The 19,600-nt window shown below is 32.5% G+C and carries 11 protein-coding genes; 8 read left to right on the top strand and 3 right to left on the bottom strand.

The genetic code is table 11. The features are described 5' to 3' along the window. The first annotated feature begins 1 nt into the window (after position 1). The 8 genes from FF125_RS02760 (at position 2) to FF125_RS02725 (ending at position 14,772) form a co-directional block, all read left to right on the top strand. Complete coding sequence (locus FF125_RS02760) at positions 2-1,129, top strand: alkaline phosphatase (RefSeq protein WP_138948345.1); 1,128 nt, start codon at positions 2-4, stop codon at positions 1,127-1,129. Positions 1,130-1,198: 69 nt separating this feature from the next. After that, positions 1,199-3,466, top strand: a complete 2,268-nt coding sequence (locus FF125_RS02755; RefSeq protein WP_138948344.1) for a GH92 family glycosyl hydrolase — start codon at positions 1,199-1,201, stop codon at positions 3,464-3,466. Between the two features lie 28 nt (positions 3,467-3,494). After that, positions 3,495-5,780: a GH92 family glycosyl hydrolase gene (locus tag FF125_RS02750; protein WP_138948343.1), complete on the top strand. Its 2,286-nt coding sequence runs from the start codon at positions 3,495-3,497 to the stop codon at positions 5,778-5,780. Between the two features lie 161 nt (positions 5,781-5,941). Further along, positions 5,942-8,236, top strand: coding sequence for a GH92 family glycosyl hydrolase (locus tag FF125_RS02745; RefSeq protein WP_138948342.1), 2,295 nt, complete (start codon positions 5,942-5,944; stop codon positions 8,234-8,236). A 141-nt stretch (positions 8,237-8,377) separates the two neighbouring features. Then, positions 8,378-10,681 carry a GH92 family glycosyl hydrolase gene (locus FF125_RS02740; RefSeq protein WP_138952367.1) on the top strand — a complete coding sequence of 768 codons (2,304 nt, stop codon included), beginning with the start codon at positions 8,378-8,380 and terminating at the stop codon, positions 10,679-10,681. A 279-nt stretch (positions 10,682-10,960) separates the two neighbouring features. Then, positions 10,961-12,583 (top strand): family 16 glycoside hydrolase, encoded by a 1,623-nt coding sequence (locus FF125_RS02735; protein WP_138948341.1) that lies wholly within the window; start codon positions 10,961-10,963, stop codon positions 12,581-12,583. A gap of 39 nt (positions 12,584-12,622) precedes the next feature. Then, positions 12,623-12,838 carry a hypothetical protein gene (locus FF125_RS02730; RefSeq protein ID WP_138948340.1) on the top strand — a complete coding sequence of 72 codons (216 nt, stop codon included), beginning with the start codon at positions 12,623-12,625 and terminating at the stop codon, positions 12,836-12,838. Positions 12,839-12,870: 32 nt separating this feature from the next. Further along, a complete protein-coding gene (locus tag FF125_RS02725) occupies positions 12,871-14,772 on the top strand; it encodes a hypothetical protein (protein ID WP_138948339.1) in 1,902 nt (633 codons plus the stop codon). Positions 14,773-15,382: 610 nt separating this feature from the next. On the opposite strand, the gene FF125_RS02720 is transcribed toward FF125_RS02725, so the two are convergent. From FF125_RS02720 to FF125_RS02710, 3 genes are all read right to left on the bottom strand, one after another. Then, positions 15,383-16,306: an ROK family protein gene (locus FF125_RS02720; protein ID WP_138948338.1), complete on the bottom strand. Its 924-nt coding sequence runs from the start codon at positions 16,304-16,306 to the stop codon at positions 15,383-15,385. 708 nt (positions 16,307-17,014) lie between these two features. Next, a complete protein-coding gene (locus tag FF125_RS02715) occupies positions 17,015-18,046 on the bottom strand; it encodes a LacI family DNA-binding transcriptional regulator (RefSeq protein WP_138948337.1) in 1,032 nt (343 codons plus the stop codon). A gap of 171 nt (positions 18,047-18,217) precedes the next feature. Next, positions 18,218-19,246 carry a LacI family DNA-binding transcriptional regulator gene (locus FF125_RS02710; protein WP_138948336.1) on the bottom strand — a complete coding sequence of 343 codons (1,029 nt, stop codon included), beginning with the start codon at positions 19,244-19,246 and terminating at the stop codon, positions 18,218-18,220. Positions 19,247-19,600 lie beyond the last annotated feature (354 nt).

The following is a 19,600-nucleotide window of genomic DNA, read 5'->3' as shown; positions in this document are numbered from 1 at the left end:
TATGAAGTTAAAAAATAGTATTATTTCCGTTGTTGTTATATCTATGTTCTCTTGTAAAACCACAAATGTTACAAGTAATGAGGTAACTTCAAATAAAACCCCTAAAAATGTAATTCTATTAATTAGTGATGGTACAGGACTTTCCCAAATTTCTTCGGCCTTTTATTATAAAAATTCTACTCCAAACTATACACGGTTTAAAAATGTAGGGCTTATAAACACTTCTTCTTCAAGACAAGATATAACAGATTCAGCTGCTGGTGCTACCGCTTTTGCTGCTGGTGTTAAAACATATAACGGGGCCGTAGGTGTTGCAGATGATTCAACTCATGTAGAAAATATCATAGAGTTAATTTCCTCCAAAAATATCAAAACTGGAGTTATCGCTACATTAGCCATAACGCATGCAACACCAGCTAGTTTTTATGCCCATACCTTAAGTAGAGATTCTCAGGAAGAAATAGCGGTTCAATTAACGCAATCTAAGGTAGATTTTTTTGCAGGAGGAGGTTTAAAATTCTTTGATAACCGTAAGGATGGTCAAGACTTGCTTAAAACCTTTAAAGAAAATCAATTTGATGTAAACACTAGTTCTTTAAGTGATTTTGCTACTATTAAATCTAGTAAAAAAGTGGGTTTTCTATTGTCAAAAGAGGGGATGCCTACCATGGAAGAGGGCAGAGGAGATTTCTTATCCAAAGCCACAGAACTGGGTATTGAGTACTTAAATAAAGATAATTCAGGTTTTTTCTTGATGAGTGAGGGGTCTCAAATAGATTGGGGTGGACATGCGAATAATGCATCATGGTTAATATCAGAACTTATAGATTTTGACAATGTTATTGGAAAAGTATTAGATTTTGCGGAAAAAGATGGTAATACTTTAGTGGTTGTAACCTCTGATCATGAGACAGGTGGATTTACCTTATCCGCAAAAAGAAAAAAAAGAGAAAACGGTCGTGAATATAATGATTATAGTGAAATTGACCCAACGTTTTCGACTGGTGGACATTCGGCCACTTTAATTCCTGTATTTGCTTATGGTCCGGGGTCTGAGGAGTTTATAGGAGTATATGAGAATAATGATATTTTCCATAAAATTTTGAAAGTTACCAATTGGGAGAAATAAACCCAATCACCACTCATATCTAATACAAAAAGTGACAAACACATTTTTAAATCATTCAATAAAAATCAAATGATTAAATTAAAAATATTTTTTAAAATAATAATAAGTATTAGCATAATTACGATGACTACAATCAACGTAACTAAATCTCAAACAATCCAATTTCCGGTAGATTATGTAAACACTTCTATGGGGAATATTAGTCATTTGTTAGTTCCAACATTTCCAACCATACATTTACCCAACAGTATGTTACGTGTTTATCCAGAAAGAAGTGATCACACTGGTGATTTACTACACGGATTACCTGTTGTAGTTACTAGTCATCGTGGAAGTTCTGCTTTTAACTTAAGTCCATTTCAAGGTGCAGAAAATGACATAAAATCAGTTATAAACTATAGTTATGATTTAGAAAAATCTACTCCCTACTCCTATTCTGTTTATTTAGACAATCAACAAATTTTGGTAAATTATGGACTTTCTCATCAAGCAGCTCGTTATGAAATAACGTTTGAAAATAGTAAAGAATCCTATCTTATTCTCAATTCACGTAATGGAGAAATAATTTGGGATGGAAAAGCTATTTCTGGGTATCAAAATCTAGCAAACAACACCAAAGTTTATATTTATTTAGAACCTCAACGACAGCCAGAAACTGTTTTAACATTTAGAAATAATGAATTAATTAAAGGGAATAATGCGCAAGGAAATAATGCCTCTTTAGTTTTAAAATATAGGAAAGGAGAACAATTAAATCCTATTAATTATGGTATTTCATTTATTGATGTAAAACAAGCCGAGCTTAATATGAATCGTGAAGTTCGAAAAAAAAATGTTAAAGATTTACAAAAAGAAGGAAGAAACATTTGGAATAAAGCTCTTGGAAAATTTTCTGTAGAAAGTGATAGTAGAAATGATAAAACAGTATTTTACACATCATTATATCGTTGTTATGAAAGACCTGTTTCCATATCAGAAGATGGCAGATATTTTAGTGCTTTTGATGGAAAAGTTCATGATGATAAGGGGCGTGAATTTTATACTGATGATTGGATTTGGGACTCGTATCGTGCTCACCATCCATTACGTATTTTAACTGATCCTGATAAAGAAGAAGACATTTTGCAGTCCTTTCTGTTAATGGCAGAGCAAATGGATAATTACTGGATGCCTACTTTCCCTGAAATCACAGGAGATAGTCGTAGGATGAACTCAAATCATGCTGTGGCATCTTTTATAGATGCCCATAGAAAAGGACTAAAAAAATTCAATTTAAACAGCGCCTTTTTAGCCTCAAAAAATGCAATTACGCAAAAAACACTTGCGCCTTGGTCTGGAAAGCCAGCCGGGAAGTTAGATCAATTTTATAAAGTTAATGGTTACTTTCCAGCACTAAAAGATGGAGAAAAAGAAACAATTCCTGAAGTATCTTCTTTTGAGAAACGTCAACCAGTTGCTGTAACATTAGGCACTTCATATGATGAATGGTGTTTATCAGAAATAGCTTCAGTGTTAGGAAAAACAGAAGAGAAAAATTATTTCAAACAAAAATCATTTAATTACCGCAATCTATTCAATCCTAAAACTGATTTCTTTCATCCAAAAGACAAAGAAGGGCTATTTATTGAACCTTTCGATTATCGTTTTTCTGGTGGTATTGGCGCACGTAATTCTTACGGAGAAAACAACGGATGGACTTATCGTTGGGATGTGCAACACAATATTGCCGATTTAATTACACTTATGGGTGGAAGACAAAAATTTATTCAAAATCTTAACGATTTATTCTCCACTCCCATGGGGAGAGGCAAACGTGAGTTTTACACACAGCTTCCAGATCAAACTGGTAATGTTGGACAATTTAGTATGGCCAACGAACCTTCATTACACATTCCTTATTTATACAATTATGTAGGACAACCATGGAAAACACAAAAACGAATTCGAAAATTATTAAAAGACTGGTTTAGAAATGATTTAATGGGTGTACCAGGTGATGAAGATGGTGGCGGAATGTCTTCTTTTGTAGTATTCTCGCAATTAGGATTTTATCCTGTTACTCCCGGATTACCAATATATAATATCGGAAGCCCTGTTTTTAAAAAATCAGAAATTCATTTACAAAACGGCAAGAAATTTACTGTTATCGCCAAAAATGCATCTGTTGAAAACAAGTACATTCAATCAGCAAAACTAAACGGAGAAACGTGGAACAAACCATGGTTTACACACAATGTTATAATAAACGGAGGGACATTAGAATTTCAGATGGGAGATAAAGCTAATAAAACTTGGGGAAGTGCGACTGTTCATTCACCATCTTCTTTTACCTTATAAATATCAAAATTAATTACGATTTTAAATTATGAAAATTAAATGCATTCTTTTTACATTTTTTTTAAGCATGTTTTCTATAACTGCACAAAAAAAATATAACAACTTAGTCGATTATGTAAATACGTTACAAGGTACCAACTCCAAACATGAATTGACCCGAGGAAACACCTACCCTACTATCGCTTTACCATTCGCCATGAATACTTGGACCCCACAGACAGGAAATAATGGTGATGGATGGAAATATCAATATTTTAAAAATAAAATTAGAGGTTTTCAGCAAGCCCATCAGTGTAGTTCTTGGAGTAATGATTATGCTGTTTTTTCTTTAATGCCAGTAGTTGGTAAACTTACCTTGAATGAGCATGAAAGAGCTACAAAATTTAGTCATAAAAATGAAATTTCGAAACCACACTATTATAGTGTACAATTAGAAAATGGTATTTCTACAGAAATATCACCCTCAGAACGTGGTGCACATTTACGTTTTCAATTTCCAAAGAACGAAGATGCTTATCTTATTTTAGATGGTTATACGGGGATAAGTGAAGTTCATATAGATGTCAAAAATAATAGAATTGCAGGTTATGTAAATAATGGTCGTGGCATGCAACGCTTTAATGGAAATTTCAAAAACTATTTTGTGATTCAGTTTGATAAACCTTTCAAAGCCCATGGAATTTGGGAAAATACATCAAATAGCAAATGGGACGATAAAATTTCAGGAAAAGGAATTGGAATTGGAGCTTATTTAAAATTTAAAAAAGGAGAATGTGTACAAGTAAAAATTGCTTCTTCATATATAAATATTGAGCAAGCTGAATTGAATTTAAAATCTGAATTAGGAAATCATAAAAACCTAGAGGGTACAAAAAAAGCGGCAAAGCTTATCTGGAACAAACAATTAAATAAAATAGTTGTAGAAGGTGGTACTGAAGAACAGTTTAAAACCTTTTATTCATGCTTTTTTAGAGCCAGTTTGTTTTCTCGCAAATTTTATGAATTAAATAAAAAAGGAGAACCTCATTATTTTAGTCCGTATGATGGTAAAATACATGAAGGCTATATGTATACAGATACTGGTTTTTGGGATACTTTTAGAGGTCAATTCCCACTCAATGCATTAATGGAACCTACGATGCATGGGCGCTATGTTGCTGCATTATTAGACGCATACGATCAATGCGAATGGTTACCTTCTTGGTCATTTCCTAGTGAAGCTGGAAGTATGATTGGTAATCACGCTATTTCTTTATTGGCAGATGCATGGGCTAAAGATTTAAAAACATTTGATCCCAAAAAAGCATTAGATGCCTATTTTCATGAAGCCACCAACAAGGGGCCTTGGGGGCCCTCAAATGGCCGTGGTCATTGGAAATCTTACAATACATTAGGTTATATTCCTTATCCTGATGAAGGGGAAGCCACCGCAAAAACATTAGAATATGCTTACGATGATTTCTGTGGATTTACATTGGCAGAAATGACAGATAATAAATTTTATAAAGAGATCTTCTCAAAACAAATGTACAATTACAAGTATGTATATGATCCCAAAGTTGGTTTTATGAGGGGGAAGCAAAAAGACGGAAAATGGGTGCCAAATTTTGACCCTTATGAATGGGGTGGTCCATTTACTGAGGGAAATGCATGGCATTATTTATGGTCTGTTTTTCATGATCCTAAAGGATTAATTGATTTGATGGGAGGTGAGGATAATTTCAATAAAAAATTGGATTCCGTTTTTACAGTACCCAATACAGTTCATGTTGGCAGCTATGGTGGAAAAATACATGAAATGACGGAAATGGAAATGGCAAATATGGGTCAATATGCGCATGGAAATCAACCCATACAACACATGCCATATCTTTATAATTATTCAGGACAACCATGGAAAGCTCAGGCAAAAACCAGAGAAATTATGGAAAAATTATACAATTCTACAGAAAATGGATATCCAGGTGATGAAGATCAAGGACAAACATCATCTTGGTATGTATTAAGTGCTATGGGATTTTATAGTGTATGCCCTGGAACTAATGAATATGTAATGGGAAGTCCTGTCTTTAAAAAAATAACTTTAAATCTTGAAAATGGAAAAACATTTGTTATCAATTCAGAAAGGAATTCTAAAACTAACGTATACATCCAATCTGGAGAATTAAATAATAAAACTTATACACGCAACTATATTACTTATCAGGATTTGATTTCTGGAGGGACATTAAATCTTAAAATGGGTTCAACCCCTAATAAAACAAGAGGTGTTGAGAAAAAAGATAAACCATTTTCATTATCAAATGATAATTAATTAATATTTTTTCAAAAAACTAAATCGTTTTACTTAAATTAGTATTATATTTATTCCAACTAAAAACATATTAAAATAAAAGCCATTAAAACTGAAAATGGTTTATATCAATAGTCGTAAAACAACTTAATAAGAACGAAAACTATCATTAATCAATTCATATGAAAAAATCATTTCTACCCTTCATAACGATATTTCTACTTATACAATTTTCACAAGCTCAGAACCATCAAATTAAAAAAATTGATAGTCCAGTAGACTGGGCAAATCCATTAATGGGTACAGATTCTAGCCCAGGGCTTTCTACTGGAAATACGTATCCCGTAATTGCCATGCCATGGGGAATGAACTTTTGGACACCTCAAACTGGTAATATGGGTCATGGTTGGGCCTACACTTATGATGCAAATAAAATAAAAGGATTTAAACAAACACACCAACCATCTCCTTGGATGAATGATTATGGACAATTCTCCATAATGCCAGTTACCGGAAAACTACGTTTTAAGCAAGAAGAACGGGAAAGTTGGTTTTCACATAAAGCTGAAATTGCAACGCCATACTACTATAGTGTGTATTTAGCAGAGCATGACATTACAACAGAAATAACACCAACTGAAAGAGCGGCAAGATTTCGTTTTACTTTTCCTAAAACCGATGAAGCTTCAATAGTTATAGATGCTTTTGACAAAGGTTCTTATGTGAAAATAATACCAGATGAGCAAAAAATAATTGGATATACAACTCGTAATAGCGGTGGTGTTCCAAAAAACTTCAAAAACTATTTTGTCATTGAATTTGACACTCCATTTGAGGTTACCAAAACATATAACGATGGAGAATTATCTGCTGCATTAGAAAGTCAATCAAAACACGCCGGGGCAATTATAGGCTTTAAAACTTCAAAGGGACAAGTAGTTAATGCTCGTGTTGCATCGTCATTTATCAATTATAAGCAAGCAGAAATAAATTTAAAAGAAATAGGAACTTCTGATTTTGATCAATTAAAAGAAAAAGGAAAATCTATTTGGAATAAAGAACTTAGTAAAATTGAAATAGAAGGAGCAACCCCTAGTCAAATAGGCACTTTTTATTCATGCCTATACCGGTCTTTATTATTTCCAAGAAAGTTTTTTGAATACGATGCTAATGGAAAAATAGTTCACTACAGCCCATATAACGGTGAAATCCGTGATGGATATATGTTTACTGATACTGGTTTTTGGGACACTTTTAGATCATTATTTCCATTCTTGAATTTAATGTATCCAGAGCTAAGTTCACAAATGCAGGAAGGTCTTTCTAATGCATATGATGAAAGTGGATGGTTACCTGAATGGGCAAGCCCTGGTCTGCGAAATATTATGGTAGGAAACAACTCTGCTTCAGTCGTTTCGGATGCTTATTTAAAAAACGGGAAAGCATTTAAGTATGATATAGATAATTTGTATGAAGCTTTGATTCATGGTGCCAATAATGAAGGGCCCATGACAGCTGTTGGTCGTGCTGGTTCTCCATCTTATAACAAATTAGGATATGTACCTTTTGATATAGGAATTAATGAAACTGCAGCACGAACTCTTGAGTATGCTTATGACGATTTTGCTATTTATCAATTGGCAAAAGCTTTAAAAAAACCAAAAAAAGAAATCAAACTATATAAAGAGCGTAGTTTAAACTATAAAAATCTTTTCGATTCTGAACATAAATTAATGCGTGGTAAAGATAGTAATGGTGAATGGAGAACTCCATTTAGTCCTTTTGATTGGGGAGGAGATTTTACAGAAGGAAATAGCTGGCATTACTCATGGTCTGTTTTCCATGACATGCAAGGCTTAATTGATTTAATGGGTGGTAACGAAGCTTTTGTTTCTCAATTAGACCAAGTTTTTTCATTACCCCCTGTTTTTGGAGACAAATATTATGGTGGTGTAATTCATGAAATTCGTGAAATGCAAATTGCCAATATGGGACAATATGCACATGGAAATCAACCCATACAGCACATGATTTATTTATATAATTACGGTGGAGAACCATGGAAAACTCAATATTGGGTTCGTGAAACAATGAATAGAATGTACAACCCAAATCCGGACGGTTACTGTGGAGATGAAGATAATGGACAAACATCTGCGTGGTATGTGTTCTCTGCAATGGGATTTTATCCTGTCGCACCAGCAACAGACCAATATGTAATTGGAGCTCCATTATTTAAGAAAACAACTATTCACCTTGAAAATGGCAAAAAAATTATCATCAATGCCACAGATAACAATGCTGACAATCGTTATATAAAAACGATGAAACTCAATCAAATTGAGTACACGAAAAACTGGTTAAGTTATAAGGAATTAACAAAAGGAGCTGTCATAGATTTTGAAATGTCTGACAAACCAAATAAGAAACGAGGAATTTCTAAAAAAGATTACCCTTACTCTCTTTCAAATGAGTAAATAAAATTAATTATTTGAGTTAGTTTTTTTTTGGGTTCTATTTATCATATATAAAATAGAACCCATTTTTCTAACAATTAAAACATATTAAAAGTGAAAAAGTTTATATTTACTAGTACCTTAATAATAGTTACTACAATTATGTATAATTGTCAAAACAATAAAGACATTGAAATTAAATCAACTGAGATTGTGGATTTAAAAGATTATGCAAAATTTGTGGATCCAATGATTGGAACAGCGAAAATGGGACATACCTATCCAGGCGCAACTGTTCCTTTTGGCAGTGTTCAATTGAGTCCCGATACAGATACGATTCCATATGCCATAAATGGTCGATACAATCCAGACGTATATAAGTATTGTGCCGGTTATCAATATGAGGATCGTACCATTGTTGGTTTCAGTCATACACATTTTAGTGGAACAGGACATTCTGATCTTGGTGATTTTTTAATTATGCCTACCACAGGTAATTTAAAATTAAACCCAGGAACAGCGGAAAACCCAGATAATGGATATCGCTCACGTTTTTCGCACGATAGTGAGCAAGCTTCACCGGGCTATTATAGTGTGCATTTAGATGACTACGACATAAAAGCAGAAATGACAGCTACGACACGCGTTGGGATGCATCAATATACATTTAGTAAAGATGAAAAAGCACATGTAATTTTAGACTTAATGTCGGGCATCTATAATTATGATGATAAAAATGTTTGGACTTTTATCAGGGTTGAAAATGACACGTTGGTTACTGGATATCGTCAAACCAATGGATGGGCAAGAACGAGACGTGTTTATTTTGCAATGTCCTTTAACAAACCTATTGCAAATTATGGTAGAGCTCGTTATGACAAACAACCTTACAATGGTTTTTGGGGTAGATTTGATCAAGCTCATAATTTTCCAGAAATTGCAGGTGAAAAAATCAAAATGTATTTTGATTTCGATATTAAGAATCAAGAAAAATTACAAATAAAATTTGCATTATCCCCTGTTAGTTCTTCTGGTGCGGTGGCAAACATGAAAAAAGAGGTTCCAAATTGGAATTTTGAACAGGTTCATGAAAATGCTAGAATGGCATGGAATAAAGAATTGAATAAAATTCAACTTAAATCGAAAGATACGGAAGAAAAAACGAATTTCTATACCGCGATGTATCACGCGTTTTTAGGCCCGACGGAATATATGGATGTAGACTCCAAATATATGGGTTTAGATCTGAATACACATAAAGCTGAAAACTTCACTAATTACACTAGTTTTTCGTTATGGGATACCTATCGAGCCCTACATCCATTATTCAATATTTTACAACCAAAAAGAAATTCAGACATGGTATCTTCTATGATAGTACATCAAGAGCAAAGTGTACATTCAATGCTACCAATCTGGTCACATTACGCTAATGAAAACTGGTGTATGATAGGTTATCATAGTGTTTCTGTAATTGCTGACGCCATTGTAAAAGGAAATACTAATTTTGATGCCGAAGCCGCGTTTGACGCTTGTGTACAAACGGCTAGAACTAGATATTTTGACGGTATTGGATATTATATAGATATGGGCTATGTTCCTGAAGACAAAAATGGAGCATCTGTCTCAAAAACATTAGAATATGCATACGATGATTGGGCTATTGCGCAAGCCGCTAAAAAATTAGGAAAAGAATTCATATATAAGGAATTTATTGAACGATCAAAAAATTATAAAAATGTCTTTGACGCAAAATCAGGTTTTATGCGTCCAAAATTAAGTGATGGAACTTTTAAAGAAAATTTTGACCCTAAAGATACACATGGACAAGGTTTTATTGAAGGAAATTCTTGGAACTATAGTTTATATGTTCCCCATGACCCAAAAGATATGATAAAAATGATGGGAGGAAATAAACGTTTCACGACTCATTTAGATTCTTTATTCACAATGGAATTACCTGATAAATATTTTGAGCATACTGAAGATATTTCTCGTGAAGGTATTATTGGAAATTATGTACATGGTAATGAGCCCTCGCATCACGTTGCTTATTTATATAATTGGACAGATGCTCCATGGAAATCTCAAGATAAAATACGAATGATATTAGATCAAAAATACAAAACTGGTGCAGATGGTTTGAGCGGTAATGATGATTTTGGTCAAATGAGTGCTTGGTATATATTTAGTTCCCTAGGGTTTTATCCTGTCGCTCCTGGATCGGTTGACTATGCCTTAGGAAGTCCATCAATTACAGATGCAACACTAAATTTAGATAACGGAAACACTTTTGAAATTTCGACAAAAAATCAATCTAAAAAAAATGTGTATGTTGAAAAAGTAGAATTGAATGGTGAAATTTTAGAGAGACCATTTATTACACATGAAGCAATAATGTCTGGTGGAAACTTAACTTTTTATATGAGTGATAAACCTAATTTACGACAATATCAGACTGAATAAGTATAAAGCGTATACCTACAATTATACATGGAATTAAAACTGTTCAGTTTAACATATTTGACCAGCGTTTTATCATCAAAAAAATGACACCCCAACAACAATATCAACTATTAATAAACTTAACTTTTACAAATTAAGTCCGTTCTAAAGTAGATGACAATTATAGTTTAAAAATAAGTGGTTAACCTTTTATACATCACGGCATGTTACTATTCATTCTAGACATGTTTTATATCAAAATCAAAAAAGAATAAAACATCCAATTTAAATAAAACTTTCATGAAAATAAAATTATCTGTTTTGTTTATATTTTTCAGTTGCAGTTTATTTGCCCAAGAACAAATTTCTCTTGAAAATTTAAATGATTTTAAATCACAAGCTGGAAACTGGCAAATTGTGGGAGGAGTAACCGTAAATAGAAATATTGATGCACACCATGAAGAAGTTAAAGAAAATATTTCTAAAAGAAAAAAGAAAAAAAGAAAAAAAGCATCATTAAAACCTATAGAGTTTACTGAAGGAACTGGCATTATTTTAAATGTCAATGATGAAAATAAAAATGATGCACTTGTGACCAATTGGGAGCATGGTGATTTGAAATTAGAATTGGAAGTATTGCTTCCCAAAGGTTCCAATTCAGGGATTTATTTTCAAGGAAGATATGAATTTCAGCTAAGGGACAGTTGGGATGTCAAAAATCCATTAGGATCTGATATGGGAGGATTCCATAATAATTGGGAATCAGCACCAGATAAAATATTTAGAGGCATTCCGCCAATGAGCAATGCTGCAAAAGCACCCGGGCTGTGGCAAAAGATAAAAGTTAATTTTCAAGCACCTCGTTTTAATGAAGCTGGACAAAAAATTTCAAACGCAAAGTTTATTTCTGTAGATTTGAATGGGGTTCGAATTCATAGCAATGTTGAGGTTCCTACTTATACTGGCGGACCTATTGATAAAAACGAAGTAGCTAAAGGGCCTTTACTGATTCAAGGAAACCATGGGCCTGTAGCCATTCGTAATTTTAAATATCAACTATTAAAAGATTCTTCAGCTGAATTGACAAGATTGTCCTATCGAGTTTATAAAGGAAATTTCAAGCAATTAGAAGACCTTGAGAATCAAATGGCAGTGGAATCTGGTACTTCGGAAAAAATAGATATAAACGTTGTACGAAAAGAGGATGAATACGGACTTATATATTCAGGAAATCTTCAAATTAATGAGGCAGATACTTACGATTTGTCATTTGGATATACCGGAGGTTTAAAAGTGGTATTGGATGGTAAAACATTGACAAAAAACAATTCTTCAGATTCACAAAGTGGTTTACGGGAAACTGTTATGCTAACAAAAGGCAACCACACTATTGAAATAACCAACATAAAATCGGCAGCTTGGAGATCTCCAAGATTAGGGTTCACCATAGAAAGTGCTTCCACCAACATAAAGGAGTTTCATGTTTTGGATTCCTACCCCTCAGGTGTTACAACCGTAGCTCCCATTTTTGTAGATGCAGAGGCAGCACCAAGAATGTTAAGAGCGTTTGTGGATTTTAAAGGAAACGGAAAAAGACTGTCGCATACCATTGGGGTTGGTACGCCAACAGGTGTGAATTTTATTTATGATCTAGGTGCTGCAAACCTAGTCGGCATGTGGCGTGGAGATTTTGTTGATGCAACACCTATGTGGCATGAAAGAGGAAATGGTTCGTTCAATCCACGAGGAGCAGTTAATTGGACGTTTTTGAATCAACCCATAGCGCAATTGGAAACTGTAAATAGTCCTTTTCCAGGAACAGGGGTTGCTTCAAATTTTGTATCAAAAGGGTATAAAATTGATAAAGCAAATGGTTTGCCAATTTTTAAAAGTGAATATAATGGTGTTGCTATTGAAAATTAAATAATACCAGATACAACAGATACTTACTTAATTCAAGAAGTGATTTTTTCAAAAACAGGATTGACAAATTGGTACTTAAAATTGGCATCAGGCACTATTGAAAAGGCTGCTGATGGTGCTTATGTTATTGGTGGAAAACAATATTATATAAACATGCTTTCAGGTCAAATACCAATAATTAGAGAAGTTGATGGAGAAACTGAATTGGTTTTACAAGTAGATGGAAGTCCTGTTAAATACGAAATAATTTGGTAAGCGATATGAAAAATTATACAATCAAAAAAAATATGAAAACATTATTTTTTCTGGCCATAGCAGCATTGGTTCAAGTGACTTTTGCCCAAAAAGCACTAACAGAAGATGATTATTACAAAATAACAACAGTGCCCACACCAGAAGGCGTACAGATAGAAGGTGGGGGTGTTTTATCATTGCCAGATGGTTCCATTGTGGTTTGTACTAGAAGGGGGGATGTATGGATAATTGAAAATCCTACCATGGCAAACGGAAGTAGAGCAGTTTTCAAAAAGTTTGCATCAGGTTTGCATGAACCCCTAGGTTTGGCCTATAAAAATGGTGCTATATATACAGCACAACGCGGTGAGCTGACTAAATTAATCGATACTGATGGTGACAGGGTTGCAGATGAGTATCAAACAATATATGCATGGCCACTTTCTACTCATTATCATGAATATTCTTTTGGCCCCGTTTTGGCCCCTGATAATTCTTTTTTTGTAACAGCTAATGTCGCGTTCGGAAAGGAAGAATGGTGGAGAGGCGAAAGCCGTGTACCATGGAGAGGCTGGACCATGAAAATAACTGAAGATGGAGCCTTGGAGCCTTGGGCAACAGGGATGCGTTCCCCTGCCGGTTATGGATTGATTGACGATGAATTGTTCTATACAGACAACCAAGGCGATTGGCAGGGCTCTGGAGCCCTTTGGCATTTACCAAAAGGAGTGTTTACGGGGCATCCTGCTGGTTTGAGATGGGCAGAACTTGAAGGTTCTCCTATTAATTTTACTGAAACCGATTTTTACAGTAAAATTGATAAAAGACAAGTGAAAAAGAAAGGTAGATATGTAAAACCAGAAAATGTTATGGATGAAAAAGATCCAGATTTTAAATATAAAATGAAGGAGCATTTTCCGCAACTTCAATTGCCCGCAGTCATTTTACCTCATGGTATTTTGGGAATCTCAACTTCAGAAGTCAAAAAAGATGACACCCAAGGAAAATTTGGACCTTTTAGTGGTCAAGTATTAATTGGTGATATGGGACAAAGCAAGATTATGCGCGTAGTTCTAGAAAAAGTGAAAGGAGAATATCAAGGGGTTGCTTTTGATTTTAAATCAGGATTTCAATCAGGCGTTATGAGAATGGACTTCGATAATAATGGGAACCTATTTGTAGGAGAAACCAATAGAGGTTGGGGCTCCGCAGGAACCACCAATTCAGGATTACAATTTTTAACATGGACAGGACGCATACCTTTTGAAATGAAAACGGTAAAAGCTATGCCAGATGGTTTTGAAATTGAATTTACGAAACCCGTAGACATAAGCATGGCTGAAAATTTAGACCATTACGAAGGCAAAAGCTATATCTACAAGTATCATGCTGTCTACGGAAGCCCTCAGACAAATATAGAAAATATAAATATAAAAGGTGTAAAAGTAAGTGATGATGGACTTAAAGTGCGTATTGTTACAGATAATTTAAGGCAACATTACGTTCATGAAATCACTTTAAATGGTGTTAAGCAAAAAGAATCAAAACAATTAACATTACATCCTACATTCTACTATACATTAAATAAAATCCCAGACGGTAAAAAGTTAGAATTATCTGAGCTTTCAACTAAAAGGTCGGCTCCTACAAAAAAAGCGAAAGTAATAAAGACGTTAGTTTCTAAAACCACCACCGTTTTGACAGATAAGCAGGTTCTTCCTCTTTTAACAAAAAACACATGTGTTGCTTGCCATCATAAAACTAAAAGAGTTGTGGGGCCTTCTTTTACTGAAATTGCCAAACGAAAATATAGCGAGGAGAAAATAGTGGAATTGATTTACAGTCCACAACCAAAAAACTGGCCAGAATATGCTACACCTATGGCACCAATGCCACATGTTTCTAAATCGAAAGCTTTAAAAATAGCTGCTTGGATTAATTCTTTGAAAAAATAACAAATTGTTTTATTTCATACAACCAATACAAATTGTTAAGTAACTGAAAAATAATATTGAAAACTTTCAATCGTTTGTTGAGGTTAAATAATAAGGAATGACATTTCCTATGTCTCCCTTTTTTAAAGTGAACATGTAGGCTTCTCATGTTGCATGACCAGTAAAAGTTGTGAAATCGAGCTATTTCCATTCATTTTAATTTACTCTTTGTCCCATTTATCTCAAATTTACGATCATAACTACCCCATTCTACCTAGAAGTGAATTGGAAAAATACCTTTATAAAAAATAACACTTTCCATAGTATTTAAACACTGCTTACTTTGAGAATAAACTGACATAAATGACAAGGCATTTTCCACAAACAGTTAAAACCTCAAAAAAGCTCTCTTATAAATCTTATTGCTGCAAAATACAATACCATAACGCCTAAACTTCATAGTGATAAATAGGATACTTTTATAAAAACTAAAAGGGTACAATGAGAGCACTCTTTCTTTCCAAAAACATATATCAATCAAAATACAACCTTTTTAGTTTTACCTATGACTAAAAATCAGTAGTATAAGCATTAAAACATAACTTTTTACACTCAAGATTGATTAGGAATATTATACAGAAGGTAATCCATCTTTAATTCGCCCCCAAAAAGCATCATTAAAAAGATAAGCAGCCCCTATTAAATTAGCTTCTTCTGATTTTTGAATTATTTTAACAGGTATATCTACACCATTTTTCTTCCAAAATTCAATAGCTATCGGAAGAAACAACTCCTGTGATTTTGTAATATTTCCACCAACCAATACTAAATCAGCTTTAAAATCTAAAAGGTAAGGTAACATAAAATTATTGAAATTATTAGAGAATTCTTCAAAAACTTGAGCAGTATATTTATCATTCATATTCACAATATCTTTAACCCCATATATATTCGATTTTCCAGATAAAAAACAATATCGAGAGATAAACCAACGTGTAGAAAAATAATCATCAGAAATACCATCTTTATACTCTTTATTCCATAAACACCCATCAACGGGAGCGGAATAATCATCTGAAACAGGAAGATTATCAATTAAAAAAGAAGCTCCAAAACCTGTTCCAATTGTAATAGCCACTACCCTTTTCTTATCATTAAATTCATTTGTTAATTTTCCACCTACGCCAAATGAAGCGGCGTCATTTAAAAAACGTAGTACCACATTTTTTGAGTCTAAATAATCAACCAACTCGTCAATAATAGAAACTTGATAAAGAGATTCATACTTATCATTTTTTTCAAACATAGCCTTTCCTGTTTTATATTGAAAAGGTCCAGGCATCGCAAAACCAATACCTATAGTTTCATTAGAATTTATCGACTGTAGAGTTTTATTAATGACTCTTGACCAGTCTTTAAAAATTAAATCTTTACTTGCTTTACTATTTACTGTACCTCTAAAATAAGTTCCAGCAACGATATTAGAAGTAATATCATCTACTAGTGCACTCGTTATATGGCTTCCACCTATATCAACTCCAACGGTTTTAATCATTAAAAAATATTTCTTATTAATAAATCAATTTAGCTATCAAAAAATACTAACATAAATGGTAATACCTAATGAGCATAATTTCATTTAACACATCGATTCTTCATTAAAATACGCTCTATAATTAACTAATTATATTATCACATAATAATAGCCCATTTCTTACTTTCAACACAACTTTAAAATTCTCATTCAATTAGTATTGACATGATCAATGAAACTTAGTCTACCAAAGTAATTTTATGGTAGAAACACAATCAAAAATAATTATTCTAAAATGATATTTCTTCTCTAGAATTGTATTTCCAAATATTTAAAGAACATCAAAAATATAACAAACTTGCCATCCTTTTGATTAGAACAGGCATTCTCATTTCCCTTTATCTTAAAAATTTCAAACTATTAAAATATTGGCATTGATTGCGAATTCTTCATCTTTACCAAAGTCAAGTACTCACCGTATTCTTGTTAATACTATTATAGATTGATAAAATTAAGATCCCTTTAAATAAATTACGATCATTAAAATTAACTTAATTAAGTAAAAAATCATTTTAACTTGATATTATAAGTTCCTAATAGCCCTTATACTCTTCATTAATAGAGATGATTTATGATGTTAGTAAAACGATTTAGCAAAAATATAAAAAAATTATAGAAATGAAGATTTATTATTAAATAATCTTGAGGTTACCAACATCAAAGAATAAATTATTTTAACAAGGAAGAACTTCTTATTTCAAGCTTGGTTTCTAATATAATTTTTGTATTTGCAACATGTTTTTGATCGCTTTTAAGTAAGACCAGCATTAAGTTCATGAGAGATTGAGCGATTTTATCAATAGGCTGGGAAACTGCAGAAATTGTTGGAGTATAAATTTTAAAAAAATCAAGGTCATCAAAAGTAAGAATTCCTAATTCGTTTACAAGTCTAGGGAAATACTTCTTTACAACATGCAAACCACTTAAGGCCAAATAATTAGTAGCAAAATACATCGCATCCAACTCAGGAGTATTCTGCATAAACTCTTTTATAAATTCCTCTCCACCTCCACTGGTCAAGTCCAAATTTTTTAGTGGAAGTCTTATAACATATTTCTTCAATCCTGCTTCAGTAATCGCTTCCTCATACCCTTTTAATCTATCGAGCATTTGCGTCTGTTCGACATCTGTAGTTATGAAACCAATGCTTTTAAATTTATTATTTATAAGATGTTTAGTGGCGTTGTAAGACGATTCTTTATTATTAACTATTAAATAATTACTATCTAATTCAGGAAAATATCTATCAAAAAGAATGACTGGGATACCTTCATCTAAAAGTTCTTTTATGCTAGACTTAATACCAGGAGAAGGTATGATAATATACCCGTCAACTTGTCTATCTTTAAAGACATTTATAAGCTCTATAGATTTATCATCATTATTTTCACTACTACAAAAGATCACCTTATATCCCTTTTTGTATGCTATATCTTCTATAATTCTTGCCAGTTTAGCAAAAAAATAATTTGAAATATCCTCGACCATGAAGACAATAATCTTAGACTTACCCGTTCTTAAACTTTGTGCAATTTGATTTGGTTTATAATTTATTTTTTTAACATAATCCACTATCTTTTGGGTGACTGCTTTTGATATCTTTTTTTCTACGGCTTTTCCGTTTAAAACAAAAGAAACAGTAGTTACTGAAACTTCCATTTTTTTCGCAATATCTTTAATAGATTGGCGCTTGTTCTTCATTTAAATTAATAATTCATATTCTTAACATTCGTAATAATTTTTACATCTATAATATTAAAAGCATATCATATTTAGTTATGTATATTCTTTAACAAGGATTTGAAGATTATTTACTTCTGTATCTAATTAAACAATCGATGATTATAGATAGGTAAGTAAAACTTAAGGATATCATCTTACTCGAGTAGATTCTCTAATTTTTAAATTGGCTTCTAATTCAATTTTAATTGCTGGTTTGTTTTTTAATTCAGAATTAAGTGTATTAAACATTAAATCCATTATACATTTAGCTAATTCCAAATATGGCTGAGATACTGCCGATATGGATGGGGTATAAATTTCAAAAAAATCAAGATCATCAAAAGTTATGATTCCCAACTTGTCTATATACTGAGGAAAATTCTTTTTAAGAACACGAAGTCCACTTAAAGCTAAATAATTTGTAGAAAAATAAATGGCATCTAATTCTGGAGTTTCTTCTATAATTCTCCGAATGTAATCGTCAAGTATATTATTCGTTATATTGTATTCGAGAATGGGCAACTTTTTTATCCATGGTGTAAGTCCGGCATCACTAATTGCTCCCTCATAGCCTTTAAGCCTATCTATCATTTGTGTCTGCTCAATTTCTGTGGTAATAAAGCCTATATTCTTATAGTTATTAGAAATAAGGTGCCTTGTAGCATTATATGAAGCTATTTTGTTATTTACTCCAACATAATTACTCTCTAATTCTGAAAAATAGCGATCGAAAAGAACCACAGGGTACTCCTCATTAATAAGTTCTTTTATTTTTGGCATTAATCCGGGTGAGGGAATAATGATATAGCCATCGACTTTTATATTTTTATATAACTCAATAAGCTCAGATGATTTATTGTCATCATTATCATTAGTACAAAAAAGAACTTTATAGCCTTTTTCATGAGCTAAATCCTCTATAATTGATGCAATTTTTGCGAAGAAAAAGTAAAAATCTTCGACCATAAAAACTAAAATTTTCGATTTTCCAGTTCTTAAGCTTTGTGCAATTTGATTGGGTCTGTAATTTATTTTTTTAACATATTTTAATATTTTTTCAGTAACAGTTTTTGATATTTTCATTTCTTTCGCCTTACCGTTGAGTACGAAAGAAACTGTAGTGACTGACACACCATTTGCCGAAGCAATATCTTTAATCGAATGACGTCTCTTTTTCATTAAACTAGACTTACTAAAGTTCCATTTAAATTATTAAAAGTAAAATTATAATGAATTTTCAATTTTTTCTCTAGTTTCATATTTTCTCTAATTATCACTTAACAGCAAGCAATATAAACAAAATATGGTAAAATAAATAGAAGAAGTTGGTTTAAGTCCTTCTTACATAAAAATTTAGTAAATAGCACTAAATATAATTGTCATATTTAAGAAGAAATGAGGTGAAAAATAAATTAAAATTTAAAAATTTTAACGAAAATATTTCTGTACTTATTGTCGTAACGGAATTTCATTTTAAGCAATAGAAATAGCTTATTTCAAAAGCTTATAACTGACTACCATTAGGACTTCTAT

It is taken from the genome of Aureibaculum algae (genome assembly GCF_006065315.1).
Lineage (GTDB): Bacteria > Bacteroidota > Bacteroidia > Flavobacteriales > Flavobacteriaceae > Aureibaculum > Aureibaculum algae.
The sequence above is the reverse complement of the archived record's forward strand: the minus strand, read 5'-3'. Positions and strand labels throughout refer to the sequence as shown.

Excerpts from the sequence above, each read along its gene's own strand:
- FF125_RS02760 (WP_138948345.1), top strand. The coding sequence starts at position 2 with ATGAAGTTAAAAAATAGTATTATTTCCGTTGTTGTTATATCTATGTTC.
- FF125_RS02755 (WP_138948344.1), top strand. The coding sequence starts at position 1,199 with ATGATTAAATTAAAAATATTTTTTAAAATAATAATAAGTATTAGCATA.
- FF125_RS02750 (WP_138948343.1), top strand. The coding sequence starts at position 3,495 with ATGAAAATTAAATGCATTCTTTTTACATTTTTTTTAAGCATGTTTTCT.
- FF125_RS02745 (WP_138948342.1), top strand. The coding sequence starts at position 5,942 with ATGAAAAAATCATTTCTACCCTTCATAACGATATTTCTACTTATACAA.
- FF125_RS02740 (WP_138952367.1), top strand. The coding sequence starts at position 8,378 with ATGTATAATTGTCAAAACAATAAAGACATTGAAATTAAATCAACTGAG.
- FF125_RS02735 (WP_138948341.1), top strand. The coding sequence starts at position 10,961 with ATGAAAATAAAATTATCTGTTTTGTTTATATTTTTCAGTTGCAGTTTA.
- FF125_RS02725 (WP_138948339.1), top strand. The coding sequence starts at position 12,871 with ATGAAAACATTATTTTTTCTGGCCATAGCAGCATTGGTTCAAGTGACT.
- FF125_RS02720 (WP_138948338.1), bottom strand. The coding sequence starts at position 16,306 with ATGATTAAAACCGTTGGAGTTGATATAGGTGGAAGCCATATAACGAGT.
- FF125_RS02715 (WP_138948337.1), bottom strand. The coding sequence starts at position 18,046 with ATGAAGAACAAGCGCCAATCTATTAAAGATATTGCGAAAAAAATGGAA.
- FF125_RS02710 (WP_138948336.1), bottom strand. The coding sequence starts at position 19,246 with ATGAAAAAGAGACGTCATTCGATTAAAGATATTGCTTCGGCAAATGGT.